The organism is Pinibacter soli, assembly GCF_029961145.1.
In the GTDB taxonomy this organism is placed as follows: domain Bacteria; phylum Bacteroidota; class Bacteroidia; order Chitinophagales; family Chitinophagaceae; genus Pinibacter; species Pinibacter soli.
On record NZ_JASBRG010000007.1, the window covers coordinates 1,934,184 to 1,960,719 of the forward strand.

The window sequence follows — 26,536 nt, forward strand, 5'->3', positions numbered from 1 at the left end:
AATTGTCAAAACGTGAAGTAGCGATCATAGCTGTAATTTCTTCACGCATGACCATTCACCATTCACGACTTTAATGACTTAAAAGTGTTTCAATTGTTTTATCCATCTCCGGTAGTCTGAACGGATTGTAAGCAGCCAGTCCAAATCTTATTATACCCGATTGATCAATTACGTATGAAGTAGGATATGTTTTTATTTTGTACTGAACCGAAATACCGTTTCTTTTAGCGGGTATCATGGTATAATTGAAATGACCCTCTGTAACAGCTTTGATTTTTCCGGGTGTGTTGTCGTTAACTTCAAAAGCTAAAAACACTACATTTTTGGATTTGTATTTTTCTACCAGTTTATTCAGTTCAGGCATTTCTTTTTTGCAAGGTGCACAACCAATGAACCAGAAATTCAACACCACTACTTTTCCTTTCAATTCTTGCAGATCATATTTTACACCATCTACATCTACTACTGAAAACGATGGAGCCGGCTTGTTCATTTGCGATGCAATTATTTTCTCACGCTCGATGCTTTCAGGAGTTACAGCAAATACCACTTTTCTAAATTCTTCGATGGCTTTCGTTTGCTCTTCTTTTGTGGCCGCTCTGGCAACTTTAACTCTGATCACAGAGTTGGAGTCAACATAAGTATCTGTTGTCAGTTTATAGTCACTTTGATCAATCAGATTCGCAAATTCGTAACGGTGCACTTTTTGGTATTCCTTTGACAGGCAAATAATATCAGCCTCTGAAACGTTTTTTGCATTTGTAATCGAATCTGCGTAATGCAATTCTTTAACAGAATTTACTTTTTGCAATCCTGACAAATACTTCACTTTTCTTGCTTCCACCTGGCTTACGCTATCAACTGCTGTCTGTGCTCGCAACACACCGATTGAAGACAAAATAGCCAGAGCCGATAAACAAAATACTTTCTTACCTAACATGATTTGATTTTTATTAAGTCGTGAAACACCAACCGCGATCGCGAGTTTCATTCACAGCGTGAACTACTTTCACGATTTCCTGTTTACGATTAGCGTTTTCCGATTATTATTCTGCAATAAGTTTTGGAATCGTTTTTCCTAATTCTTCAAGACTGAAAGGATTGTATCCTACGTATCCCATGCGAACGATACCTTTTTTGTCGATCACGAAATTGGCTGGGAACACTTTTACCTGGTACAAATCGGCGGCTGCCTTACCACCTAAACCAACCTGATAAGTAAACGGCACTCTTTTCAGGAATTTCTGTACGTCAGCCGCTGTTGTTGCAGGAACCACCTCCGGTGCGAGGAACACAACATTTTTGTTGCCTTTATACTTGTCAACAAATGTGTTGAGTGTAGGCATTTCTTCTCTGCAAGGAGGGCATTGCGTGAACCAGAAGTTCAGCACAATCACTTTTCCTTTTAGACTTTTAATGCTTACTTTCTTTCCATCAAGGGTGGTAACTGTAAAATCAGGAGCTGCATTACCAACAAGCTTACTCACCTCCACATCATTTTGAGCAATAGAAGTACCCTTTTTAGGTGCGTAGAATCCCTTAAGTGAAGCTACTTTCTTCTCCTGTTCTTCAGGCGTTGCCCTGCGAAGTACAATTGCTTTTCTGCTGTAGTTGATGTCGCCATACATGTCGTCAACCCATATTCCTGTGGGATCGAACAACAATTTTCTATATTGTTCGAATGGCACACTAATGAACTCAGCTGTGTAATACTTCTGATCTGTCATCTTGTAATTCTTATCTGCAGCAGCTTCATTAAGTGCCTTCTTAAATTCTGGCGTAGCTGTGGCCAGATTTGTCAAACCATTCAACACGACCGCCTTTCTCGCTGCAATTGAATCAGCATTTTTGAAGGACGGAGCTGTTGAATCGATGTCCACAAACTTTGCAGACTGAGCAAAGCTACTCTGCGCATATAAGCCCAAGCCCAGCGCACAAACCAATAACTGTTTACGAGAGATTTTCATTTTTATTTTTTTTTACTAAAGTGATGTTACATTTTACTCTATTGTTTTGACCTGTATTCTGATAAAAGATTTAACGGATCGAAACAATTTTCTTTTAATAGTGATTTATGCAAATTTTATGCTGTCATTATTTCTTTACAAGATTTACCCCTGCATCTTTAAAAAGCGTTAATGCAGTGGAAAGCGTTGATGCATTTACCGTCTTAAATTTTGACCCCGAAGTAGAGCTGGAACTAACGTCTACTGTATAAGTAGTTTTTTTACATTGCGAAAGATCAACAGCTGCGCCACTGATACCCGCTGCATCATCAAATGGATTAGTCAGGAGGTATAGCCTGAATGTTGCCGCCGTTGGCGTCCATGGCAGCGTAAATGATGTCAGGGCATTATTATCAAGATATAAAAAGTAGCTTCCACTGGCAGGCGTTGCATTTGGAAGTTTTGAAGCATCTACCGAAGTGATAAAATTGAAAGAAAATTTCAAAGTAGCCAGCTTTGTAAGTGCCGTAAGGTCTGGTAGTGATGTGAGTGCGTTATTAGTGCATGACAAAGTTGTTAAATTTGTCAGTGTTGCAATACTTGCCGGCAATGTTTGAGCATTTGTATAAGCGTATGTTAATGAGGTCAAAGCCGGAGTTTGTGAAAAATCAACTGAGGTTAGATTAGAAGGCCCCCCAAAATTAGCGGATCCTCCACCACACGATAATGTAGTTAAATTCGGATTATTCAATTTCAAATAAACAAGGGCATAATTGGTTGAGCAATCCAAAGATGTTAATGCGGGACATTGTGTTACATCCAGTGAATCGATCTGATTGTTGGAGCAATTTATTTTAGTTAAAACCGGGTTGTTTAATTTCAATGACCGTAAATTAATTCCTCCCCATAAAGATTTACCTCCGTTTGTTGGTTCATTGCAAGCTAAGTTGGTTAACAGTGGACAATTCGAAACATCCAATTTAGATATGCTCGTGGAGCTGCAATCAACATTTGTCAATTTTGTGCAATTTGTCAAAGGCAATAAGCCAACTCTATAGTTGTGAGAACATACGAGGTTCGACAAATTTGGAAGTTCAGCTACACTGGTTGACAATACTTGTATATCGTTGTAACTACAGTTTAGGGATGTCATCTCAGGCACTTTAGTAATATACAATGAAACAATATGTCCAACGCCAGCTTCCATAAAAGAGTTACTTGGATTATACCAGCTGGTTGAAGTGTTCATATTTCTATTTCCGGTACAATCTAAGGCACTTAAAGAATCACCGGTTATTGTAACCGTATAATCACCTAAACGTGGATATGTATGATAGGCCACTACCGTAACACCTGATCCTCCCGGGTATAAAGAATCGACTCCGTCACCCCAACTCACTTTAATATTTTTTCCGTTCAGATTAAATGCTGGAGTAGCAACAGAAAAATCTCCTTTATTACTGCTGGTAAATGACCCAACTTGCGCAAGCTGTGCAAGTTGCATTGTTATTGAATGGTCCGCCAACGGAGCATAAGGAGGATCCTGTGGACTGTTTATATTAAACTTTTTACAAGAGAAAAAAATTATTGATGTGCTGATTATAGCTATGAGCAATGATGTAATTTTATTCATCTGCTAATATTTTATTTTTTAAACAAAATTTCATTTAACGCCTGCTGGCTCTAAATGATAATTCTCTCTACCATCCTGGGTTTTGAGTTAATTTATTCCCTGGTATATCTATTTCCGATTGAGGAATAGGAAACAGATAGTTTCTTGCTGCAAAAGTTTTTGAATTGTTGAAATTCGTACCATAGGAGTAAGTTTTAACACCTGTTGTAGCATTATAAGTAATAGTTACTTTCCGGGTCGGAGTGAATCCGGTAGCACTGTTAAACCAGGTAGCTGCCATGCCCCATCTTTTCGCATCCCAGTAACGTTGATCTTCGAACGCCAGTTCAACACGACGCTCATGTCGTATGACTGTATCCATTCCCACCTGTGTTAAATTAGTTGCTACCTGTGGCATGCCCGCACGGGTGCGAACCTGGTTTATCGCAGCCTGAACGGAAGCGTCCGGGCCAACTGCTTTATTCTGCGACTCTGCATAGTTCAACAGCACCTCAGCATAGCGGATCAATGGCCAATTATAGCCACTTGCAGCAACAGAACCGCTTGGGGTAATACTTTCATTGATAAACTTCCTTAAATAATAACCGGTTGGAGTGGTAGCGTTAGAGTATGCCTGTCCTGATGAATTGACCATGTCCTGGCCACCGCTATACATTTGCATATTCCGGTTTCTAAATGCTACTCCATCATATAAAATTGTTGCATAAAACCTCGGGTCCCTGCCTGCATAAGGATTTGCAGCATTATAACCTGAACCGGAAGCGCTAGTTGCCAAACCTGTTTTCATCATCTCATAGTCATCAACTAAATTTTGAGTGGGGCAAGTGCTGCCCAATCCGCCATAGTAAGGAGATTGGTTATTATAATCAAAATAGGTCGCCAATTCTGTATTATTAAAATTATGTTGTACCGACAAAATCATTTCTGCATTGTTCGGAGTAGAGAAAATACTACTATAATTTTTTGCAAGAACTGATGAATCCGTGCTGGCAATAGTCAATAATGAGTTTGCTTTCAAATCCATAATACCCTTAGCGGTAGCTGCTGCTGCTGCCCAATCCTGTGGTGACTGCGTTGATGACGCCTTCATCATTTGTATCCTACACTTTAAACCCCACGCAGCTTGTTTTGTTATCCTGCCAAGATCGGCAGTTGAGTATTGAGCAGGCAGGTCATTTGCTGCCAGATCAAGCTCATTTGCAATAAACCTTTGGCATGAATCAAGTGTATTCCGAACAGGAAATAAAGTTGAATCACGTGGATCCTGAGCAACTGTAATAATAGGAACAGCCCCGTAGTATTGAACTAAGTCATAATAATAATATGCACGCAAAAATCTTACTTCTGCCTTTAATCTTTTATTCAATTGTGGATCGCCGGGTACGCCGTCAATTTTTGAAAGATAGATGTTGGCTCTGCGTATGTATGTATAACGTGAAGTCCATATTGGAGAAATCGTCCTGTAATAGGCATCGTAGGAGGAAGTAGAATAATATTTCTGAGCAGTACTATTTGCATTTGCGGTAACTGCATCATCCGTAAGACAGCTCATTAACCATGCACCTCCTGTAATAATATTGGAACCACCGAACCCGGTTGTTAGCTGAGAATAAAAATTATTAGTGTATAAAACTACGTTACTCTGATTTCCCCATAATTGAGGGTCAGTGATCTGGTCCAGAGGTTTCTGGTCCAGGACCTTGTGACAACTTGCAAAAAGAAAAATACTCCAGGTTATTATTAGTGTCAAAAAAGCTTTAGCTCTCATCTTTCTTCTTTTTAAAATTAGATTACTTGTATTTGTTAAAATCCAACATTAAGACCCAAATTCAGTGAACGTTGAATTGGATAATAGCCACCGCTTTCCAAATTCACATTTAGCATTTCAGGATCGACAACATTTATTCCTGATTTGGCCCATGACCACAAATTGGTTGCTCCTGCAGAGAACATCACATTGTTTAGTCCAATTTTTTTCACGGTATGAGCTGGCAAATGATACGATACTTTGAGGTTTTTAAATCTTATGTAATCTCCTTTAACCAACCAGAATGTGCTTGGATGACCAGACGCTGAGTTATTGGTTGAAAAAGCGGGATTGGAATAACGGGGATAGCGTGCATCTCTGCTTTCCGGTCTCCATGCATTTTCATAGCCATACTCTGTCTGATTTCCCGGTTGGAATTGTGCCACATTGCCGCCTGCTCCCTGGAGGAAGGTGTTAACAGTAAAATTTTTCCATTGGAACGTAAGATTCAATCCGAAAGAATAAGGAGGAAGATTGGTATTGTTAAATATGACCATATCTTCTCTATCAATTTTTCCATCGTGATTAAGATCTGCGTATTTTATATCTCCTGGCTTTAAGATTGTGTTTCCATACCCGTCCTGATTAACGGCATAGTTGTCAATATCTTTCTGCGTTTGAAACAAACCAAGGGATTTATAATACGCCTTGTATTGGATGCCATGTTCCTGGTATCTTCCGTAAGCGGGATAAAGTGTGGAGTAGCCAGCATCAATAGCACGGCTATTGGTATAACTGAAATTAAACATAGTTTGTAAGGACATGTTCCTGTTTAATTTCGCATTATTTGTAAGAGAGACTTCGAATCCGTTAAAGTGCTGTTCCCCTGAATTGGTGTATGGGGCACTAATTCCCAATGTTGCCGGAGTACTGAACGATTTACTTACCTGAAGCCCGGTGACATGTTTATCATAGATATCAAAAGTTCCGCTAATGAAGTTTCTCCATAATGAGAAATCAAGGCCTATATTGCGCATCAGGCTTTTTGCCCAGAGTATATTTGGATTAGGCAATACAGAATTGGCCAACACGAAACCAGGCTGATAAGCACTGCTTGTCGTTCCGTTGCCTCCAAAAGCGTAGCCACCGCCACCGCCGCCAGGACCGGAATTAACGATATTGTAATTGTAGTAGTAACTGTAGGGATTGGTTTGATCAATTCCCGTAAGGCCTATAGATGCTCGTAGTTTCAAGTCATTAATAAACTTCACGTTATTTTTCATAAACTTTTCTTCGCTTATGCGCCAGGATACAGCGCCACCCGGAAAATAACCCCATCTCTTATCCGGAGCATAATGGTTAGAGGCATCAGCACGCATACTATACTCCAGATAGTATTTTTTTGCAAAATTGTAATTTAAGCGCAAAACACCGCCAATTCTACCATCATGCGTTTCCACTCCTCCATTCGTCTGTCCAGTGGCCATACCGCCATTAATAATCTCAACACCATCAATAAGTCCGTAGCGGAAAGCCTGCAGATATGTAGTGGTTGAATAGTAGTATGTTCCTAATGCTGTCAGGCCCAAACTATGCCTCGCAAATGATTTGGAGTAGTCAAAACCAAAGTCTGTGTTATAAGAACTAACACTTCCAAGATCCTCTGTGAGTGAATTGCTGTTTGTAGGTGAGTTTTGAAATCCACCGGTTTGTCTGTAGCCTGTCGGTGATGTTGTGTCAGGCACAAACGTCTTGTAAAATTTTTGCAGCTTTTTGTATTGTAAATTATTAGAGCTAAGACTGTTATTCATTTTGATCGTTAGCCCTTTAATAGCAATAGGTGTGTAAGTGAAGTTAGCCTGTACATTCATATTGCTACTTTGGTTATGTATGTATCCTGATAGATCCGGCTGTGTATTTGCCCATTTATTAGAACCGTTGCCATATAACGAACCATCCTTATTGAAAAGAGGCGTAAGAGGATTGGCTGTCAGGATATCCAGGAATACACCCGATTGGGAGGTAATTGGACTTGACTGGTTGGAGCTAACATATTGCATATTTAATCCCAGTTTCAAATCGCGATGAAGCTTAATATCCAAATTAGAAAGGATCGAATAACGTCTATAGTCATACGCAGTAAGAATGCCTTTCTGGTCAGCTATTGAACCATTCACATAGTAACGAACCGCCTCAGTGCCTCCCGACGCTCCAAGTGAGTGTGTCTGGGCCATCGCAGTACGTTGAATGTCGCTCTCATAAAGGCTTATTGGACTATAAACCCACGGATACTTCCCACTTTGTATTGAATCGATTGCTCCGGGTGAATAGTACGTTCCGTAACCATCATTTTGATACATTTCATTAGATGCTTTAGCATAATCAACGCCACTAAGCATTTTGGGGAATTTGGACGGTTTATCCCAACCAAAATTAGCAGTATAAGAAAACTGAGGCTTACCCATTTTGCCCCGTTTGGTGGTGATGACAAGAACACCATAAGCACCCTGCATACCGTAAACAGCTGTTGCCGCATTGTCTTTCAGGACCGTAATACTCTCAACGTCGTCGGGGTTTATATCACTTAGTGACATTCCAACACTACCGCCGGTACTTAAAGCAAATTGATTAGAATTTTTAATAATATCATCAGGAGCATTTGGATGATCTCTATAAAGAGGCACTCCATCCAATACAATTAAAGGCGAATGCTTTGGATTTGGATCATTACCGCGAATCATAATAACAGGTCTGCTGCCAGGAGCGCCGCCAACCGCAGCAATAATTGCTCCGTTTACCTTGCCCTGCAAAGCATCTCCAACATTTACTGAAGGCATCTGCATGATCTCATCAGCCTGGATTGTTGAAACTGCGGTAACCACATCCTTCTTCGCTTGCCTTCCGTATCCTACTATTACGATTTCATCGGTTTGACGCTCGGCTTTTTCCATGTAAACACGAATCGAAGCCTTGTTTTTTACATTGATTTCCTGCGCTTTCATGCCAATATAACTAACCATTAATACATGGTTATGTGCCTCAGCAATTCTAATCGAAAATCCGCCGGTAGCATCCGTCTGACAACCAATGCTGGTTCCTTTGATGATTACTGTCGCACCTACTACAGGTTTACCATTTTCATCTACCACAAAACCTTTCACTTCAGTAGGAGGATCGACAGACTGTGTTCCAATTTTTTCAATTAAAGCAGGGTGAGGTTCTGATGAATCCACTACGGCTACAGCGTCTTGTGCCACCAATGAAGCAGAAGAAGAACCCGAAGCTGCCTGAGCGCCTTTTATCACGTAATTTTTACTATTCAGCCGCACATAGGTTAACTGAAAAGGAGTCAACAATTCTTTCAGAACATGATTGACATCTTTGGCGGGATTGATCTGATATGAAGTAGTCAGACCTTCTACTTTTGTTTCAAACAACAGGTTTACCTTGTAAACATCCTGAATTTGTTTCAGAATATCTTTCAGTTGCTTTCTGGGCGTGTCTGATTCATTCTGCAACGTCAAATCAGAAAGGCTTCTTTCTTGTCCCTGACAAAAAAATACATTAAGTCCCAGAAGCAGGACCAAAGCTGCAGTCAATTTTCTCATGCTTTTTGGTTTAGCGTGTAGTTGTTAAGCAGTTATTACTTTAATATAATCGTTCCGTTTTTTTGTTCAATTTTTATATCCAACAGAATTGAAAGTCCGCTAAGCAGTATCTCTTTATTGTCGGATGAAATGGCTCCGGATATTTTCTTGTTCCACAACTTTTCATTTTCCACTTTAGCATCAAGCCCATAATTATCTTTCAGCAATTGCAATACATCTTTCAGCGAAGCATCATCAAATTCCCACCGATGTTCCTTCCATGCACTTGCTGCTGATGACTTCTCTTCCTCATTCTCAATTGTTAGTGAGCCTTTTGAATATTTTACTATTTCGCCCGGCTTCATGATCATTGCGGAATGCTTGTTATCAGGAAACCTCAATTCGATACTGCCCGATGTAAGCGTGATCTGCGCTGCATCATGGCGATTATTAACGTTAAACGAGGTCCCCAGCACTTCAACATCCAGCCCATTTATGTGAACAATAAACCGTTCGCCTGGCTTTGCAGGTGTCGCTCCTTTGTGTAAGTGAGTTACGTCAAAGTACGCTTCACCCGTTAGCCAAACTTCTCGAGGTTTAATGGTGTTCCATTTTTCAGAATATCTGATTTCAGAATTTGCATTCAGAGTAACCTTTGAATGATCGGGCAACTCCAATTGCTTTATTTCAGCATATAGGGTACTAACCTTCGTATCCTTCGTATAAGCCAGATAAGAAAATACACCCGCTCCTACTACTAATAATACAATTGCTGCAACTCTTAACCTGCTCAGCTTTCTTACAATTCCAGATGACTTCGTTTCAAATGTTTCGGCATTTATGACCCGCCACATTTTCTGTATCTGGTCGTCTGTTGGCAGTTGATCTCTTGTAACACTGTGTAACAAAAACTCTTTTGCATTGACTATTTTATCAGCCAGGTCAGGATAAGTTTTCAGCACACGTTCCCATAGTTCATTGTCTGCTTCAGGCAGATTTTTGCACCAGGCGACAAAATCGTCATCCAGCAAAAAATCCCGAAGTTCATAGTGTCCATATTTTTCTATTCTTTCGTCCATAGGTTGGTATATACTATAGAATAGAGGACGACTCAATAAAGTGCCCCATAAAAAATTATTTTTTTATTAAGATTTTCTCCTGGTGTGTAAAAAAGTTTAACGGGTGCGTAAAAGGAACAATAAAACGAAAAGGTGTGTTGTTGGAATCAGCATGCGAAGTGTTTCAAGCGCCCTTGCGGTAAGCTTGTAAGTGGCACGTACCTGCATATTCATAATATCGGCGATTTCATCAAACCCCATGTTTTGGTAAAATCTGTAATAAATGATTTCACGCTGGCGAGGGGTAAGCTTTTCCAATGCCTGCTCTATCTGTCGTTTGATCTGCTGGAAATTTTCGTTTTGGGTAAGTTTTTCATCCAGCGACAATTCAAAATGAAAATCGAGAGCATGGTCATCTTCCACTATAACGGGAAGGGCATTTATTTTTTTATAAAGATTGTTTCTTAATGACTTGAACAAATAGTTTTTAACCGAACCGGGAACACTCAGGCGCTCTTTGCTGGCCCACAATGTGCAAAAAAGATCCTGAATACAATCTTCAACCAATGTTACATCATTGGTAAATTTCATACCATAACTATACAGCTGAGAAACGAACGATTTGTACAACTGAGCGTACGCATCACCATTACCTGACTGAAATTCTGACCATATTTCAAATTCTTTGATCATTTTCTCAGAGCACCGGTATTAGAACTTAAAATATGTTTATTACTATCGTAGCTTGTTAAAGTTGGAATTGTGCGATCGTGAAGATGAGCGGACATTTCATATGGCGATAACAAATCTTGCATAGAAACACTAACAATTCAGGTTGATTACTTTCGTTAATTACCGTTTTTAAAAGTATTGGGGCTTTCTTTTGAAGGCCACCCCAAAGTTTAATTATTACTCTGAGGTATTGTTAATGCATCATCGTTTTCTTAAAAGCAGGTTAGTTTTTTCGTCTTTAGCAAATCAAATATATGATTAAAGTAAATAAAAAAACTACCTAAACAACAAAATAAATTACCATCAGATTATAGAATAAATATAATTGTAGCTAGTGAAAGTTAAAAGAAGCAGCTCAAAATGAAGTATAAATACTTATTTGTTTTTTTTAACCTCTACTGTTTATAGTCAAACAAAGTCGCAGTGAAAACGCCCCGCTCCCGCTTCTTAAATGCGACATGCCAGTTGCCATTATAGCGGATAATCTTAGGCACAAGATACTCCCCAAACTTAGTAAGCTGGACCTCCATATGCACGTCAAAATCATAAACACCCGCATCATAACTGAGATCATACTTGCGACCAACGATTTCCATGGTGTTGTTATCGAACCATGTCGTCATTTCATTGATGACAATATCGTTTCTTTCGCTTCTGCTAAGATCGCTACGGGCTTTTATTTTAAATACATAAGAATTCTTGCCAAGATATGGTTCCATATCAATTGTAAAATCGTAAAGCTTTGCAACGTCATCATCGAATAGCGCGACTTTATTGCCAATGAAAGGAACACCGGGGATTCTTCTTCCTGGATTGAAGAAAAGCATTTTCAACTGCTCCTTATGTTTTTCAATTCCCTTTTTATCGCTTAAGTTCCTGTCAACATCTTTTACAATATTGGTTTCACCGCAAACAGTTCCTTGCGTAAACATTAGCCCGGCGTACAATTCCAATGTGTAATAATTCCAGGAGCTATCACGATCATATATATCCCCGTGTGTGGTTTGCTGCAATATGTTCATGCTGCGGCAACCATTCTTTACAACCTGCTCAGTTTTACTGTCGAGCATAGCTTCGAGCTCACCGTTCTTATCAAGCATGCGAACGTCATTGAGAGAGATAAATCCCAATACTTTCAAATTACGGAATGCTTTGTAGAAAGTAGTATCAGTTTGAATTCTGCGGATAAAAGAAGCTACATCGAAGTTGCTGCGGACAATCACCTCCTTTAGGGTAACCACTTTTTTGTCGATCGTGACCGTGCTATCTTGGGCGAGCACGGTGAAGGCACAAAAAAAGAGAAAGAATAAAACGATTGTATATTTTTTATTCTTTCTCATATAAGGACGGGTTTGTGTTTCGTTTCTATTCTGCGAACATTGTTTTTGAAAAGACGCATTGTCATGCGTCTCTACTTAGCGAACATCATTTTGTAATCCACTCTGATTTTTCCTTTAGAAATATCGTCCAATTTACCTTTCAACAATTTCTTTTTCAACGGCTTCAGGTAGTCAATGAACAATTTTCCTTCAATGTGATCATATTCGTGCAGGATAACTCTTGCAGTGATGCCATTGAAAGTTTTTTCGTGGTGTTCAAAGTTTTCATCCTGGTATTCAATGGTAACAGATTCTGCCCTATAAACATCTTCGCGGATTTTTGGTATGCTTAGACAACCTTCATTATACGCCCATTCTTCACCGTTCAGCTCTGTTACGTGTGCATTGATAAAAACCTGTTTAACGCCTTTATCGTTTGGATATTCATTCTTCTCATCGTCGTCAAGGTTATTGATAATTTGCTCGCTATCAACCACAAAAAGCCTAACATCTCGATTCACCTGGGGAGCTGCAATCCCAACGCCATTGCTGTAGTACATTGTTTCCCACATATCCGCAATAAACTCCTTTAAATTCGGATAATCCGGCGTTATATCCTGTGCCACTTTTCTCAATACCGGATGTCCGTATGCTACAATTGGAAGTATCATCTTTCGATTATTTATTAATTGGCAAAGGTAGGGACAATTTGAAAATGTGGGAATTTGAAAATTTGAAAATTGTGTTCAATGACTGAGAACACTAATAATATCATTGACTTTCAGTAAGTTGGAAAGAATATAAGCAAGGTTACGCCTAGAGCATTTTCAAATTTTCAAATTTGCTGCAAGTACTCTTGCAGCATAATGGTCGCGGCAATTTCATCTACCAGTTTCTTGTTTCGGCGATCCTTTTTCTTCATGCCGCTGTCGATCATACTTTGTTTGGCCATTTTAGAGGTATAGCGTTCGTCCACCATTTTGTAGGGAAGCGCTGGGAAATCCTTGGCAAATTGTTTTACAAATGCATTCACAAGCGGAGTCGCGTGCGTATCGGAATCGTCCCAGTTTTTGGGTTCACCAATAATTACCAGTTCCACCTGCTCCTGCTGAAAATATTTCTTGAGAAATGGCATAAGCTCTTTTGTATCAACGGTAGTTAACCCCGTTGCAATGATCTGCAGAGGATCTGTAACAGCAATTCCTGTGCGGCGACCGCCGTAGTCTATGGAGAGGATTCGAGCCATGGGCTAATTTGAAAATTTGGAGAGAAGGGAACGCAGATTTTCATGATTGTCATGATTTGTCATGTTCTCTTATCAATGATTCAATTATTCAATGATTATCGAATGAACAAGTCGCTGATTACAAACACTGCAAACACCACGCTAGCTATCCCATTCGCCGTCATGAAGGCAATATTCACTTTGCTTAAGTCATTGGGTTTTACAATGGAGTGTTGATACAACAGCATACCAATGAATACCGCAATTCCGACCCAGTACAACCAATGAAAATGTCCATAAACACCTGCTGTTACCACGCAAATAGCACTGCACAAATGCAACAATTCCGATACTCTCAATGCTTTGGTTTTGCCTAAAACAGAAGGTATGGAATACAAATTTTGTGATTGATCAAAATCGACATCCTGCAAAGCATAGATGACGTCAAACCCGCTCACCCAGAAGATTACAGCGAGTGAGAATAAAATTGGCAACAATTCAAATTTTCCGGTAACCGCTAAATATGCTCCGATTGGCGCCAGCGACAAACCCAGCCCTAATACCAAATGGCAAAGCGGTGTAAATCTTTTTGTATAGCTGTAAAACAGAATTACAAACAATGCAACAGGGGAAAGGAAGAAGCAAAGTGTATTGATGAAAAAACAAGCTGCCATGAAAATAACGCAACAGATAATTGTGAAACGTAACGCACTGTCTGCAGAAATAATTCCAGCAGGAATTTCACGAATAGCAGTGCGTGGATTTTTAGCATCAAAAGTCCTGTCCAAATAGCGGTTGAAAGCCATGGCTGCACTGCGTGCTGTTACCATGCAAATAACTACTAAGATAAATTTTATCAAATAGATCTGCCATATCGCAAAATTGGTAGTGTCGTTTGGCCAGCCTATTGATCTATTCAAACTATTACCCATTTCGGGATTGAAATCAGTAGTTGTAATGCCAAGAAAGAAACCAATCATCGCAAATGGCATTGCGAAAATGGTATGTGAAAATTTTATTAGGCTTAGGTAATTTTTTACTGTACTCATTAATATTGTTGTTAGTTGGAAGTTGGCGGATGGTTGTAAGTTAAAATTCAAACCGCTTGTAATCACACCTTTTGAATCTATAATTGTCAGGCTCTATTTTTTACTTTTGATTTTTTACTTTTTACTTTTCAATAAACTTCGGAACAAAGTTCCTTACTATTTCCCAGATCACAACGCCGGCAGCCGTTGCGATATTCAGCGAATGCTTCATGCCAAGTTGCGGAATTTCAATCGTACCGTCGCATAATGCAATGGTCGACTGCTCCACTCCTGTCACTTCGTTTCCCAAAACAATGGCGATTTTTTCATTTGTATCAAAATTGCATTCATGTAATTTCCGGCTATTTTCTACTTGCTCGATCGCAAAAACTTTGTAACCATTTTGCTTCAGTTCTTCTACTGCTTCACCTGCATTTGCAAAGCCTTTCCAATGAACGGAATCTTCTGCGCCAAGTGCTGTTTTCTTGATTTCTTTATGGGGTGGTTTTGCGGAATAGCCACATATATAAACCGCTTCCAGCAAAAAAGCATCTGCTGTACGGAAAACGCTTCCGATATTGTAAGCGCTCCTAATATTTTCCAAAACAACAATTAAGGGAACTTTCTCAGATTCTTTGAACTCCTCCACCGACTTACGGTTCAGTTCGTCCATGCTCAGTTTACGCATAGCGGCAAAATTAGGCAGTTTCACGTAAAAACAACGAAGGTTTCACGCAGCGAACGCAACGAAGCAGCGGTGCAGCGTTCCATCGTCACCCTTTTCAGGACGCAGTAGAAGTCCGACTTTCGCAAACCGCTGTGTCGCTTTTTCGCCGCGTTCGCCGCGTGAAATTCTATTCCCCTGTTGATAACTTGTCAAAAATTAGCCCCTGACAACCTGCTGTTCGCAACCTGCAACTTGCCGCCAATTGCTAAATTTGCCAGCTATGGCAAAAGCAACTGGCACTGAAACTCCGTTAATGCAACAGCACAATGCAATTAAAAAGCGCTACCCTGACGCAGTTTTGTTGTTTCGTGTGGGTGACTTTTACGAAACCTTTGGCGGAGATGCCATTATTGCCTCTCAAGTGCTCGGTATTACGCTTACCAAACGGAACAACGGTTCGCCTTCTTCCAGCGAATTGGCGGGCTTTCCTCACCACGCGATGGATACCTATTTGCATAAACTGGTGAAAGCCGGCTATCGCGTTGCCGTTTGTGACCAGCTGGAAGATCCCAAAACTGTAAAAGGTATTGTAAAACGTGGTGTTACTGAAATGGTGACGCCAGGTACGGCGACAAACGATAAATTACTTGAGCACAACAGCAATAACTTTTTGGCCGCACTTCATTTTGTTGACGAAGATAAATACGGCATTGCTTTCCTGGATATTTCTACGGGTGAGTTTTTTCTTGCAGAAGGTGATCGCGAGTATGCAGACAAACTCCTGCAGAGTTTCAAACCTGCTGAGGTCATTTTTCAGCGCCACAGACAAAAACAATTCAAAGAATTTTTTGGAAGTAAATTTTATACCTACACGCTCGATGAATGGATCTTCCAGGACGTGTATGCGCAGGAAACTTTGCTAAAACATTTCCAAACGCATTCCTTAAAAGGTTTTGGCGTTGAAGAACTGTCTGGCGGATTGATTGCAGCGGGTGCTGTTTTGCATTATTTGAGAGATACGGAGCATCCAAACCTGCAACACATTGCGAGCATGCAACGCATTGATCGTGATGATTTTTTATGGATGGACCGCTTTACGATTCGCAATCTTGAATTGCTTGGCAGCGGCGTGGAAAACGGGCAAACGCTTTTGCGTACGCTCGATAACACGGTTTCGCCCATGGGCGCAAGGCTGCTGAAACGCTGGCTTGTTTTTCCTTTAAAAGATATTACCAAAATAAATGAGCGTCTTGATCTTGTTGAGTATTTGATCAAAGACGTAGATGCCAGAACCAAACTTTCGCAGCTCATCAAACAGTGCGGTGATGTTGAAAGATTGGTGAGCAAAATTCCTTTGAAGAAGATCAACCCACGTGAAGTGGCTCAGATCGGAAGAGGGCTCCAACAAGTAGATACGATCAAAAAGTTGTGTGCGGAAAGTGAAAATAGTTATTTGAAAAGATTGGGTGATGCGCTGAACCCATGTCATTATATTGAAGAAAAAATTCAGAAAGAGATTACTGAGAATCCACCTGCGACTGCCGTTAAAGGTGGCATGATAGCAAGTGGTATTAGCAACGAACTGGATGATTTGCGCAACATCGCTTCTAACGGCAAACAATATCTTACGCAACTGCAGCAAAAGGAAGCCGAAGAAACGAGCATTTCTTCTTTGAAGATCGGCTTCAATAACGTGTTTGGCTATTTCCTCGAAGTAACGAATACTCACAAAGATAAAGTGCCTGCAACCTGGACGCGCAAGCAAACACTTGCAAATGCTGAGCGCTACATCACTCCGGAACTAAAGGAGTACGAAGAAAAAATTACAGGTGCTGAGGATAAAATTTATCAGCTCGAAATGTCTTTGTACGAAGCGTTGCTGAATGAATTGCAAACCTACCTTGCTCCTATTCAAACGAACGGTAACATACTTGCTATTATCGATTGTTTGCTTTGTTTTGCATACAATGCGAATCATTTTAATTACAAAAAACCATTGCTGCATGAAGGCCACGAACTGGTAATTAAAGAGGGGCGTCATCCGGTGATTGAACGAAATTTGGGAACAGGTGAAACTTACATCGCCAATGATATTGAGCTGAATAAAACCGAGCAGCAGATCATTATCCTAACTGGGCCAAACATGAGTGGTAAGAGTGCGTTGCTTCGCCAAACGGCACTTATTACATTGATGGCGCATATCGGAAGTTTTGTTCCTGCTTCAGATGCATTTGTTCCGTTGACAGATAAGATATTCACACGTGTAGGAGCCTCTGATAATTTGAGTGGTGGTGAGTCTACTTTCATGGTGGAAATGAATGAAACTGCCAGCATTATCAACAACATTACAGACAGAAGTCTGATCCTGCTAGATGAAATCGGCCGCGGAACATCCACGTATGATGGTATTTCAATTGCATGGAGCATTGTAGAATTTTTACAAAAGTCGCCTTGTCAGCCAAAGACTTTATTTGCCACCCACTATCATGAATTGAATGAGCTGGAGAACAAATTAAACAGCGTAAAAAATTATCACGTTACCAATAAAGAGGTCGGCAATAAAATTATCTTCCTTCGCAAACTGGCTCCGGGCGGCAGTACGCACAGCTTCGGTATTCATGTGGCAAAAATGGCTGGCATGCCGCCTGCGCTTATTGATCGTGCAAATGATGTGTTGAAGCAACTGGAATCAAAGCACGTCGATGAAAGCATAGAAGATCAGGTGAAACAGATTGCAATGCCTAAAATGCAGCTTTCTATTTTCGATGCACATTCACAAACATTTGAAGAAATTCGCGGTTTGCTGAATAACATTGATATTAACAGATTGACTCCGGTAGAAGCGTTGCTGAAGTTGCAAGAGATTAAGGAGAGAGTGAAATAATTTGAAAATGTGGGAATTTGAAAATTTGAAAATTGTAGGGGCGAATCGCATTTGCCCTCATTGAGAAACAAAGAACCCGGATTTTTATGATTTTGATAATTGTTGATGATTTTAAATAAAGAGAAAAGCAGCTAATTATTTGGCTGCTTTTCTCTTTATTATTTGATATGATTGATTATCTAATGCAATGGATCAGCATCTATTAAGACAATTTTAGCATTTAGGGGTGCATTCGGCGGCGTCAATGTGCCGCCAAAAACATCCGATATTGAAATGGTAACATTTCCGGTTCTATGCGTTACCACATATGAAAATGCGTCGTATGTTTCAGGTAGTGCATCATAGTTGGTTCCATCAAATTGAATGTAAGCTAACACTCCGCCGTTTGTATTCATATAAGCATCAAGCTCGGGTACTGGAATATTAATGGAAGCTGTTTTATTGTCACTGCTTAAGGTCCAGGCATTAGGCTGTAACGTAAATAAAACGGAATACGCCTGCTTTACTTGTTGCACTTCTGTTTTCGTACATGCACTAAACGCAAATATTGAGAATAGTGATAAAGCGATGATCGATAGTTTCATAACTGGATGTTTTTTACAAAAATTATCTATCTATAGGAAGATTTAAAACGACAAATGTTTAATCGTCGCGTAAATAATTATGCAAAAAGCGAACCAAGGATGCTGAAAGCTCAATGCAAAACGCCTAACGCTTAACGCAAGGTGTTGCACCAGAACTGCGTTAGGCATTAGGCGTTGAGCGTTGAGCCTTATACCAGCCCTTTCAATTTCTCCACCACTGCATCCACCTCTTCCTTCGTATTGTGTTTGCTGAAGGAGAAACGAACAGGAACCTGGTTAGGATTGTTGTTGATGGCGCGTATTACGTGCGAGCCAATGTCTACGCCACTTGTACAGGCACTTCCGCCTGATACGCAAATATGATTAATATCCAGATTGAACAAGATCATTTCAGACTTTTCATTCTTAGGAAATGAAACGTTCAAAACTGTATACAAACTTCTTCCGTCCACATCACCATTAAAACTCAGACCGGAAAAATTCTTTTGCAATTGTTCCTTCATGTAAGTCTTAAGGTCTTTGATGTAAGCGCTGTCTTTTTCGTAGTTAGCTGTTGCGATTTCCAATGCTTTTGCAAAACCAACAATGCCGTAAAGATTTTCAGTACCGGCACGCATATTACGCTCTTGCGAACCGCCGTGTATGTAAGGTTTAATCTTTACATTTTCATTTATGTACAAAATACCAACGCCTTTAGGGCCATGGAATTTGTGACCGGCGCCGGTTATAAAGTGTACCGGTGTATTACGCAAATCAAATGGGTAGTGTCCTACCGTTTGTACCGTATCTGAATGGAATATTGCATTATACTTTTGACAAAGATCACCTACCGCGTGCAAATCAAGTAAATTACCAATTTCGTTATTGGCATGCATCAACGTCACCAACGATCTTTCTTCGCTATCTGCCAACAATTTTTCCAGATCTTCGAGATCAATGTGACCACTTGGCAACACCTTTACAAAGCTGAGCTTTATCTCATCGTTGTGATGTAAGTATTCTACAGAATGTAATGTGGCGTGATGCTCTATTGGAGAAGAAATAATGTGTTTGCAACCGAGATCTCTGATCGCAGCAGTGATAATCGTGTTGCTGCTTTCCGTTCCGCCGGAAGTGAAAAAGATTTCAGCGGGATGTGCATTCAGGATTTTTGCAACGGACTTGCGTGCGTTTTCAATAGCAAGCCTGCTTTCGCGGCCATAGGAGTATATAGAAGATGGGTTACCAAATTTTTCAGTCAGGTAAGGCATCATTGCTTCAAGAACCGAAGGGTCCAGTGAAGTGGTAGCGGCATTATCGAAATATATTCTTTGCACGATCTGTTTAATTTAGGTTTCAAAGAAGGTGCAAATTTACAAAAGAACGGGTATTAAAAACGAACGCAGCTTATTCTGACCGCCGTTAACAAGAAGATTTTTACAAACCCTCTTTAAAACATGACGATCGTCATAATCTGCGTTACGAAAAATAAATAAATTTCGGCCTATGCCATAAACTCTTTTATATCATGCATCAAGCGCAGTGCGATATTATTAGCAGTAGTTTCGAAATTGCTTTCTGCGTAAATACGAATAATCGGCTCCGTGTTGGAAGTGCGTAAATGCACCCAATCCTGGTCAAATTCAATCTTCAAACCGTCTTCTGTATTAACAGGTTGCTTTTTGTATTTCGCTTTAATTTTCTCGAAAATATCCTTTACATCTACACCATTATTCAGTTCCATTTTGTTTTTAGAAATGAAATAGTCAGGGTATTTTGCTCTGAAAGACTTCATGCCATTTTTGTGCTGAGCCAATGAACTAAGGAACAAACCGATGCCAATCAGCGCATCACGACCGTAGTGAAGATCAGGAACGATAATGCCGCCGTTTCCTTCACCGCCGATAACTGCATTCATTTCTTTCATTCTGTTTACTACATTCACTTCACCTACGGCAGAAGGGAAATATTCTCCGCCGTGGTGCAACGTAATTTCCTTCAAAGCTTTTGTAGAAGACATGTTGGAAACTGTGTTGCCTTTCTTTTTGCTTAAAACATAATCTGCAACAGCAACGAGTGTGAACTCTTCGCCAAACATGCTGCCATCTTCGCATACAAAGCAAAGGCGGTCAACATCAGGATCAACTGCTATACCAAATGACGCTCCGTGTTTTTTAACTTCAGCGCTAAGGCTGGTTAGATTTTCCGGTAATGGCTCAGGGTTATGAGCAAATTTTCCAGTAATCTCACTATTGATCACAACAACTTCCTGAACGCCCAAAGCTTCGAGCAGCTTTGGTATTGCAGTTGCGCCAGTCGAGTTGATCGCATCAACAACAACTTTGTATCCTTTAGCGGCAATGGCTTCTTTATTTACCAAAGGATAATTTACAATAGCCTCAATATGTTTTTGCAAATAAGTATCGTTAACTGTATAGCTACCCAATTTATCTACAGGAGCAAATTTGTAGGAATCTTTTGCAGCCAGTTCAAGAATTGTAGCGCCTGCCTCAGCACTGATGAATTCACCTTCGCTGTTCAACAGTTTCAGTGCGTTCCATTCTCTAGGATTGTGACTTGCAGTTATAATAATACCGCCGTCGGCTCCCTCCCATTTTACAGCCATTTCAACTGTAGGTGTAGTAGAAAGACCAAGGTCTACAACGTTGAGGCCCAGCCCCATTAAGGTGTTTACTGCAAGTTGGCTTACCATTTCTCCGCTTATTCTTCCATCACGGCCAATAACCACTTTCTTACCATTGTTTTTTTCTATTAGCCAGGTCCCATACGCAGCTGTAAATTTTACCACATCAAGTGGAGTCAAATTTTCAGACGGGTTGCCCCCAACAGTTCCTCTGATGCCGGAAATACTTTTAATCAATGCCACAGATCTAACGGTTTAAATTTTGTATCTAAATAAATTTCAAGTCCAATCGAATGACCAGCGCTTTTATAGGATGAGAGATTGCAAGGAGGACAAATTTAAGAATTCTACCGACCATTTCTACAGTTAATTAGTAACATTCCATTTTTAAAAATCAATTCATTGAAAATAAACTGTTAATAATCATTAAGTAGATGTTATCTGTCGGCAATATGTTTCCCCCAAGGAGCTTATTGTAGCAAAATATATACCGTAAGTATTATTTTTTTTTATTTCGTGTCGCTGTGCTTTCAAATCTTTGCTAATACAAATGGGTCACGCAATTGGGCTCAAATTAAATTAATTTAAACTTAACACTCAAGTCTGTCCGGCCGATCTATCAACATAATACAAATTTGAATTTATTTATTTTGTAGAGTAATAAATTTCAAATCTGTATTGACTACTTTTACAGCGTTTATTACAAAAAATTATGGACCTACAGGCTAATTGGTTTAAAGATTGGTTTAATTCACAATATTATCATCAGTTATATTTTAAGAGAGATGAAAAGGAAGCTGCGGAGTTTATCCACTTGCTAATCGAAAAATTAAACCCGCCAGCCGATAGCCTTATGCTGGACGTGGCCTGCGGAAAAGGCAGGCATTCGAAAATATTGGCTAACCACGGCTTCGACATTACCGGCATTGATATTTCTCCTGACAGCATCGCAGAAGCAAAAGAATCAGAAGATGAACATCTGCATTTTTTTGTACAGGACATGCGCCTGCCGTTTATGATCAACTACTTTGACTATGCGTTTAACTTTTTTACAAGCTTCGGTTACTTCAAATCTGAGCGTGAGCATTACAATGCAATCAGATCAATTGCTCAATCGCTCAAAGCAAACGGGACGTTGATAGTAGATTATCTGAATGTGCATTACGCGGAAGATCATCTTATACACAAGGCTGACAAAGAAATTGACGGCATCAACTTCTTTATTACTAAATGGTTCGACGAAACGCATTTCTATAAAAAGATCGTGGTAGAAGACGATGACCTCACCGAGCCACTTGAATACACTGAAAAAGTTGCAAAGTTTACACTGGGCGATTTTAATGATATGTTTGCTTATTACAACCTGCAAATTCAGGAAGTGTATGGCGATTATCATTTTGGAGCGTACGATGTGAGGAAATCACCCAGACTGATCATGATTGCAAAGAAAGTTGTGGGCTAGTTTTGAGTATCGAGTTATGAGTTTTGAGTTAGTCGACTGAGCATAAATCTCTCTTGCAAAAACAAACGATATTGCACAGAAACAATTCTTAATTCTTAATTGTATCAAGCGCTCTAATTCCTAATTTCTAATTCCTAATTTCTATTCAAATGTCTCTCCTTCAATGGCTGCAACATATAGATGAAACCGTGTTCATATTCATTCATAATACGGCCAGTGCTCCATTCCTGGATAATTTTATGCTTTTGATGCGGAACGCAAATACGTGGATTCCGTTGTACGCTTTTATGCTGTTTTGGTGCATTAAGTTTGGAAAGCCGTATACTATTATTTTTATAGCCTGCACGCTCATCACTTTCGCCTTGGGTGATTACATCAGTTCAGGCATTATCAAAAATCTTGTTGCACGTCCGCGTCCCTGCGATGCCGAGAGCCTCGCACCTTATATCCGACATATAATTGGCTGCGGCGGTTACTCAATGCCATCATCACATGCGACCAATCATTTTGCTTTAGCTACTTTCTGGTTTCTAGTAATAAAAAAACTTAGAGGAAGAAAATGGTACTGGCTTTGGTTCTGGGCCGCGCTGGTGGCGTATGCACAAGTGTATGTGGGCAAGCACTATCCGTTTGATGTCATTGCAGGAACGGCTTTAGGCATACTCATAGGCTTCGCAGTAAGTAAATTATTTGAGTACGCTATAAAACGGCAGGACGAGCGTCAAAAGTCAAAAATCAAAAGTCAAAAATAGCTTCAGTGCTACATTCGCTTTTGGATTTTACTTTTTGAATTTTGAATTTTAACTTTTGAATTTCACAATATGCAACAACCCGATTTACAATCCTGGCTCAATAAATGGTTCCCCGTAATTGTAATTATAGGAATTGCTGTAAATGCAAGTGGCTTATTTCTGCCTATCCTCGGCACAGACGGCGCTTTATATGCGCATGTGGCGAAAACAATGTCACTGAATAACAACTTCAATAATTTATATGTTGAGGGAAAAGATTGGCTGGATAAACCGCACTTCCCATTTTGGGTTACTGCAATATTTTTCAAAATTTTCGGTATCAATTCATTTGCCTACAAATTGCCGGGACTGCTTTTCTGGGCGCTTGGTATTTTTTATACATACAGTTTTACCAAACTGTTTTATAATGACACTACCGCGAAAGTGGCGGTGATCATTTACTTAACAGCGGAACATTTGGTATTATCCAATAATGATGTTCGTGCAGAGCCATTCCTAACGGGTATGGTTATAGGCAGTGTTTATCATTTTTATAAATCGTATGGCAAAACATTCAGCGTTGATTTGATGCTGGGTTCTTTGCTGGCAGGCTTTGCAGTGATGACGAAAGGGCTTTTTATTTTGCTGCCAATTGGTGGCGGCTTCATCGTTCACTGGATCATTAAAAAAGAATGGAACCAATTTTTTCAGTTCCGCTGGATATTAGCGATCATCCTTACTTTCATTTTCATAACACCGGAACTATATGCATTGTACCACCAGGTTGATTTGCATCCTGAAAAAACAATTATTGTTGGCGACAGACCCGACCCTTCCGTAAAATCAGGTATTAAATTTTTCCTTTGGGACAGCCAATTCGGACGTTTTTTCAATACCGGTCCAATCAAAGGAAGCGGCGACAAAGCATTTTTTTTGCATACACTTCTTTGGGCCTTTTTACCCTGGTCGCTGGTCATGTACGCATCTTTATACAGAAATATCAAGAGCATTTTTAAAAAAGATAACTATGCGAATGAATACATTTCGCTGGGCGCCTCTATCTTAACGTTGCTACTTTTCTCTTTGTCCAAATTCCAATTGCCACATTATTCCAATATCGTCTTTCCGTTCCTCGGCATTTTAACGGCTCATTTCCTTTGTACATTAAAAATGCCAAAATCAATCAAAGCTGTTTATATCATTCAAGCTGTTATAGGGATCATTGCCGTTTTGCTGCCGGTTATCCTGTTGATTTTTTTCCGACCACCGCATTATATTTTAGCTGCTTTCTGGATAACAATTGTCGTTGTTCTGTCCGTTTACTGGTTTGGGAAAAGATCGATGTCCTCTGCAATTGGCATTGGCTTCGCGACGAGTGTGCTGATAAATATTTTTCTCAACGCTTTTTTTTACGGCCCGCTGATGGAATACCAGGGTGGTATGAAAGCTGCATTGTATATTAATGAAAATAATCCGCAGCATTTAAAAGCGGGGGAATTTGATACACAGTCGTACCACTATGCATTTTATTTGAACCAACCGAATTACCAATGGAGTATTGATGAATTGAAAATGGAAGTGAAACAACAACCTGTACTGGTGTTGACAGAACGCTCAAAACTGGATTCTCTTAACAATGCAGGATTGAAAACGGAGGTATTGGCGCCATTTGAAGATTTTCGGGTGGCAATGTTAACGGGAAAATTTGTAAACTATAAAACACGAAGCGAAGCAACGAAGAAAATGGTGGTAGCAAGAATAGGCAATTAATCTCCCTGATTTGCACCTATTAATTATTCATTATTAATTATTAATTCGCCTATTTGCCATTATCTTCACTTCTAAATTAGACTAACCCATCTGATATCCAACTTAATAAGACATGACGGAAATTTTAATAATACTTGGATTGATTTTGTTGAACGGGCTTTTTTCGATGGCAGAAATTGCCCTTGTCTCGGCACGCAAATCAAAACTTGAGCTTCAGGCGAGCAAAGGTGATATCCGTGCGAAAGAAGCTTTAAAACTTTCCAGCAATCCTGATACTTTTCTTTCTACTGTCCAAATAGGAATCACACTAATAGGCATTTTGACCGGTATTTATTCAGGCGACAAGGTAAAATCTGGTCTTGTAGATTTTCTAAACGGGCTCGGATTCATTAAGCCCTCCCTTGTTAGCGGCGTCGCTACGGTAATCGTGCTGATCATTTTGACTTATTTCTCATTGGTACTGGGAGAACTGGTACCCAAAAGAATTGGCATGGCAAATCCGGAAAGAATTGCCAAACTCGTTGCTCGCCCTATGAGGGCGGTAAGCGTTATTACGCACCCTTTTATCTGGCTATTGTCCAAATCCACCAACTTTATCACCAAAATATTCAATCTTCAATCAAGTGACAGCCAGGTAACAGAAGAGGAAATCAAAGCGATCATCAGTGAAGGAACAGAGCAGGGTACCATTGACGAAGCTGAACAGGAAATCATCGAAAGAGTTTTCCACCTTGGCGATAGAACCATTACGTCGCTGATGACGCATAGAAGTGATATCATCTGGTTCGATCTTAATGATAATGAGGAATCTATAAAAGAGAAAATTTTAAGAGAACCGCACTCTGTTTACCCAATTTGCGAAGGTGAGCTGGATAATATGAAAGGTATCGTTTCCATAAAGGACCTTTATACTTCGAATGATAAAGTGCTTTTTAAGCACATTATGCAGCCGGCAATGTTTGTTCCTGAAAATAACTCCGCGTATAAAGTGCTGGAGAAGTTCAAGCAATCAAAGAACCATAGCTGTTTCATTGTGGATGAGTACGGTAGCGTTCAGGGAATGATCACTTTAAACGATATTCTGGAAGCCATAGTCGGCGACATGCCTCAACCGGACATGGAAGACTATGAAATCACCGACCGCGGAGATGGAACGTATCTCGTGGACGGGCAAATTCCTTTCTACGATTTCCTTCACCGTTTCGACATGACCGACCTAATGAATGAAGGCGAACAGGAATTCAATACGCTTGCCGGATTTATCCTTCACATACTGGAACACATTCCACACACGGGAGAAACAGTTAATTGGCAAGGCTTTAAGTTCGAGATTATTGACATGGACGCCTTGCGAATTGACAAAATTTTGGTAACCGGGCCGCAAACGCCTGCTTCGGAAGTACCAGAAGAATAATTGAAAATGGAAAGTTGAAAATGGAAAATGGTTAGTCTGTTAAGGTACAAAACTTAACAGACTAACCATTTTCTTTAATTGATCTATCTTCTGTATCCAATTCTTCCACAATTTGACTCCATTCTA

General features: G+C 40.0%; 20 protein-coding genes. 5 read left to right on the forward strand and 15 right to left on the reverse strand.

The genetic code is table 11. The features are described 5' to 3' along the window. Nucleotides 1-70 precede the first annotated feature (70 nt). From QJ048_RS18220 to QJ048_RS18275, 12 genes are all read right to left on the reverse strand, one after another. Entirely contained in the window at nucleotides 71-940 is an 870-nt protein-coding gene (locus QJ048_RS18220) for a TlpA family protein disulfide reductase (RefSeq protein WP_282335841.1), read from the reverse strand. Nucleotides 941-1,046: 106 nt separating this feature from the next. Beyond that, the gene (locus tag QJ048_RS18225) at nucleotides 1,047-1,967 is read right to left on the reverse strand and encodes a TlpA family protein disulfide reductase (protein WP_282335842.1); all 921 of its coding nucleotides are present in this window, start codon (nucleotides 1,965-1,967) and stop codon (nucleotides 1,047-1,049) included. A gap of 127 nt (nucleotides 1,968-2,094) precedes the next feature. Next, a complete protein-coding gene (locus QJ048_RS18230) occupies nucleotides 2,095-3,579 on the reverse strand; it encodes a leucine-rich repeat domain-containing protein (protein WP_282335843.1) in 1,485 nt (494 codons plus the stop codon). 67 nt (nucleotides 3,580-3,646) lie between these two features. Then, nucleotides 3,647-5,347 carry a RagB/SusD family nutrient uptake outer membrane protein gene (locus QJ048_RS18235; protein WP_282335844.1) on the reverse strand — a complete coding sequence of 567 codons (1,701 nt, stop codon included), beginning with the start codon at nucleotides 5,345-5,347 and terminating at the stop codon, nucleotides 3,647-3,649. 35 nt (nucleotides 5,348-5,382) lie between these two features. Then, nucleotides 5,383-8,934, reverse strand: coding sequence for a SusC/RagA family TonB-linked outer membrane protein (locus tag QJ048_RS18240; protein WP_282335845.1), 3,552 nt, complete (start codon nucleotides 8,932-8,934; stop codon nucleotides 5,383-5,385). A 35-nt stretch (nucleotides 8,935-8,969) separates the two neighbouring features. Next, nucleotides 8,970-9,992 carry a FecR family protein gene (locus tag QJ048_RS18245; RefSeq protein ID WP_282335846.1) on the reverse strand — a complete coding sequence of 341 codons (1,023 nt, stop codon included), beginning with the start codon at nucleotides 9,990-9,992 and terminating at the stop codon, nucleotides 8,970-8,972. 96 nt (nucleotides 9,993-10,088) lie between these two features. Next, on the reverse strand, nucleotides 10,089-10,664 hold the full coding sequence (locus QJ048_RS18250; protein WP_282335847.1) for an RNA polymerase sigma factor: 576 nt from the start codon (nucleotides 10,662-10,664) through the stop codon (nucleotides 10,089-10,091). Between the two features lie 434 nt (nucleotides 10,665-11,098). Next, nucleotides 11,099-12,043: a hypothetical protein gene (locus tag QJ048_RS18255; protein WP_282335848.1), complete on the reverse strand. Its 945-nt coding sequence runs from the start codon at nucleotides 12,041-12,043 to the stop codon at nucleotides 11,099-11,101. Between the two features lie 71 nt (nucleotides 12,044-12,114). Then, entirely contained in the window at nucleotides 12,115-12,693 is a 579-nt protein-coding gene (def, locus tag QJ048_RS18260; RefSeq protein ID WP_282335849.1) for a peptide deformylase, read from the reverse strand. 164 nt (nucleotides 12,694-12,857) lie between these two features. Beyond that, nucleotides 12,858-13,268 carry a Holliday junction resolvase RuvX gene (gene ruvX, locus QJ048_RS18265; RefSeq protein ID WP_282335850.1) on the reverse strand — a complete coding sequence of 137 codons (411 nt, stop codon included), beginning with the start codon at nucleotides 13,266-13,268 and terminating at the stop codon, nucleotides 12,858-12,860. A gap of 95 nt (nucleotides 13,269-13,363) precedes the next feature. Next, the gene (locus tag QJ048_RS18270) at nucleotides 13,364-14,296 is read right to left on the reverse strand and encodes a UbiA-like polyprenyltransferase (protein WP_282335851.1); all 933 of its coding nucleotides are present in this window, start codon (nucleotides 14,294-14,296) and stop codon (nucleotides 13,364-13,366) included. Between the two features lie 121 nt (nucleotides 14,297-14,417). Further along, nucleotides 14,418-14,963: an RNA methyltransferase gene (locus QJ048_RS18275; RefSeq protein ID WP_282335852.1), complete on the reverse strand. Its 546-nt coding sequence runs from the start codon at nucleotides 14,961-14,963 to the stop codon at nucleotides 14,418-14,420. 259 nt (nucleotides 14,964-15,222) lie between these two features. Here QJ048_RS18275 and mutS point away from each other — a divergent pair, with 259 nt between their 5' ends. Continuing rightward, complete coding sequence (mutS, locus tag QJ048_RS18280) at nucleotides 15,223-17,826, forward strand: DNA mismatch repair protein MutS (protein WP_282335853.1); 2,604 nt, start codon at nucleotides 15,223-15,225, stop codon at nucleotides 17,824-17,826. A 179-nt stretch (nucleotides 17,827-18,005) separates the two neighbouring features. Here mutS and QJ048_RS18285 read toward each other — a convergent pair whose 3' ends face one another. The 3 genes from QJ048_RS18285 to glmM form a co-directional block, all read right to left on the reverse strand. Then, nucleotides 18,006-18,410, reverse strand: coding sequence for a hypothetical protein (locus QJ048_RS18285; protein ID WP_282335854.1), 405 nt, complete (start codon nucleotides 18,408-18,410; stop codon nucleotides 18,006-18,008). Between the two features lie 188 nt (nucleotides 18,411-18,598). After that, nucleotides 18,599-19,726 carry a cysteine desulfurase family protein gene (locus QJ048_RS18290; protein WP_282335855.1) on the reverse strand — a complete coding sequence of 376 codons (1,128 nt, stop codon included), beginning with the start codon at nucleotides 19,724-19,726 and terminating at the stop codon, nucleotides 18,599-18,601. Between the two features lie 167 nt (nucleotides 19,727-19,893). Further along, entirely contained in the window at nucleotides 19,894-21,276 is a 1,383-nt protein-coding gene (gene glmM, locus QJ048_RS18295) for a phosphoglucosamine mutase (protein ID WP_282335856.1), read from the reverse strand. A gap of 469 nt (nucleotides 21,277-21,745) precedes the next feature. Here glmM and QJ048_RS18300 point away from each other — a divergent pair, with 469 nt between their 5' ends. From QJ048_RS18300 to QJ048_RS18315, 4 genes are all read left to right on the forward strand, one after another. Continuing rightward, entirely contained in the window at nucleotides 21,746-22,495 is a 750-nt protein-coding gene (locus QJ048_RS18300; RefSeq protein WP_282335857.1) for a class I SAM-dependent methyltransferase, read from the forward strand. Nucleotides 22,496-22,644: 149 nt separating this feature from the next. Continuing rightward, entirely contained in the window at nucleotides 22,645-23,247 is a 603-nt protein-coding gene (locus QJ048_RS18305; protein ID WP_282335858.1) for a phosphatase PAP2 family protein, read from the forward strand. 69 nt (nucleotides 23,248-23,316) lie between these two features. Next, nucleotides 23,317-24,996, forward strand: a complete 1,680-nt coding sequence (locus QJ048_RS18310; protein ID WP_282335859.1) for an ArnT family glycosyltransferase — start codon at nucleotides 23,317-23,319, stop codon at nucleotides 24,994-24,996. A gap of 112 nt (nucleotides 24,997-25,108) precedes the next feature. Then, nucleotides 25,109-26,410: a hemolysin family protein gene (locus QJ048_RS18315; RefSeq protein WP_282335860.1), complete on the forward strand. Its 1,302-nt coding sequence runs from the start codon at nucleotides 25,109-25,111 to the stop codon at nucleotides 26,408-26,410. Nucleotides 26,411-26,536 lie beyond the last annotated feature (126 nt).

What these genes read in the sequence shown, in the direction of transcription:
- QJ048_RS18300 (WP_282335857.1), top strand. Translation starts at nt 21,746, where the DNA reads ATGGACCTACAGGCTAATTGGTTTAAAGATTGGTTTAATTCACAATAT.
- QJ048_RS18225 (WP_282335842.1), bottom strand. Translation starts at nt 1,967, where the DNA reads ATGAAAATCTCTCGTAAACAGTTATTGGTTTGTGCGCTGGGCTTGGGC.
- mutS (WP_282335853.1), top strand. Translation starts at nt 15,223, where the DNA reads ATGGCAAAAGCAACTGGCACTGAAACTCCGTTAATGCAACAGCACAAT.
- QJ048_RS18255 (WP_282335848.1), bottom strand. Translation starts at nt 12,043, where the DNA reads ATGAGAAAGAATAAAAAATATACAATCGTTTTATTCTTTCTCTTTTTT.
- QJ048_RS18275 (WP_282335852.1), bottom strand. Translation starts at nt 14,963, where the DNA reads ATGCGTAAACTGAGCATGGACGAACTGAACCGTAAGTCGGTGGAGGAG.
- QJ048_RS18305 (WP_282335858.1), top strand. Translation starts at nt 22,645, where the DNA reads ATGTCTCTCCTTCAATGGCTGCAACATATAGATGAAACCGTGTTCATA.
- QJ048_RS18270 (WP_282335851.1), bottom strand. Translation starts at nt 14,296, where the DNA reads ATGAGTACAGTAAAAAATTACCTAAGCCTAATAAAATTTTCACATACC.
- ruvX (WP_282335850.1), bottom strand. Translation starts at nt 13,268, where the DNA reads ATGGCTCGAATCCTCTCCATAGACTACGGCGGTCGCCGCACAGGAATT.
- QJ048_RS18315 (WP_282335860.1), top strand. Translation starts at nt 25,109, where the DNA reads ATGACGGAAATTTTAATAATACTTGGATTGATTTTGTTGAACGGGCTT.
- QJ048_RS18240 (WP_282335845.1), bottom strand. Translation starts at nt 8,934, where the DNA reads ATGAGAAAATTGACTGCAGCTTTGGTCCTGCTTCTGGGACTTAATGTA.
- QJ048_RS18235 (WP_282335844.1), bottom strand. Translation starts at nt 5,347, where the DNA reads ATGAGAGCTAAAGCTTTTTTGACACTAATAATAACCTGGAGTATTTTT.
- QJ048_RS18310 (WP_282335859.1), top strand. Translation starts at nt 23,317, where the DNA reads ATGCAACAACCCGATTTACAATCCTGGCTCAATAAATGGTTCCCCGTA.
- def (WP_282335849.1), bottom strand. Translation starts at nt 12,693, where the DNA reads ATGATACTTCCAATTGTAGCATACGGACATCCGGTATTGAGAAAAGTG.
- QJ048_RS18285 (WP_282335854.1), bottom strand. Translation starts at nt 18,410, where the DNA reads ATGAAACTATCGATCATCGCTTTATCACTATTCTCAATATTTGCGTTT.
- QJ048_RS18230 (WP_282335843.1), bottom strand. Translation starts at nt 3,579, where the DNA reads ATGAATAAAATTACATCATTGCTCATAGCTATAATCAGCACATCAATA.
- QJ048_RS18250 (WP_282335847.1), bottom strand. Translation starts at nt 10,664, where the DNA reads ATGATCAAAGAATTTGAAATATGGTCAGAATTTCAGTCAGGTAATGGT.
- QJ048_RS18220 (WP_282335841.1), bottom strand. Translation starts at nt 940, where the DNA reads ATGTTAGGTAAGAAAGTATTTTGTTTATCGGCTCTGGCTATTTTGTCT.
- QJ048_RS18245 (WP_282335846.1), bottom strand. Translation starts at nt 9,992, where the DNA reads ATGGACGAAAGAATAGAAAAATATGGACACTATGAACTTCGGGATTTT.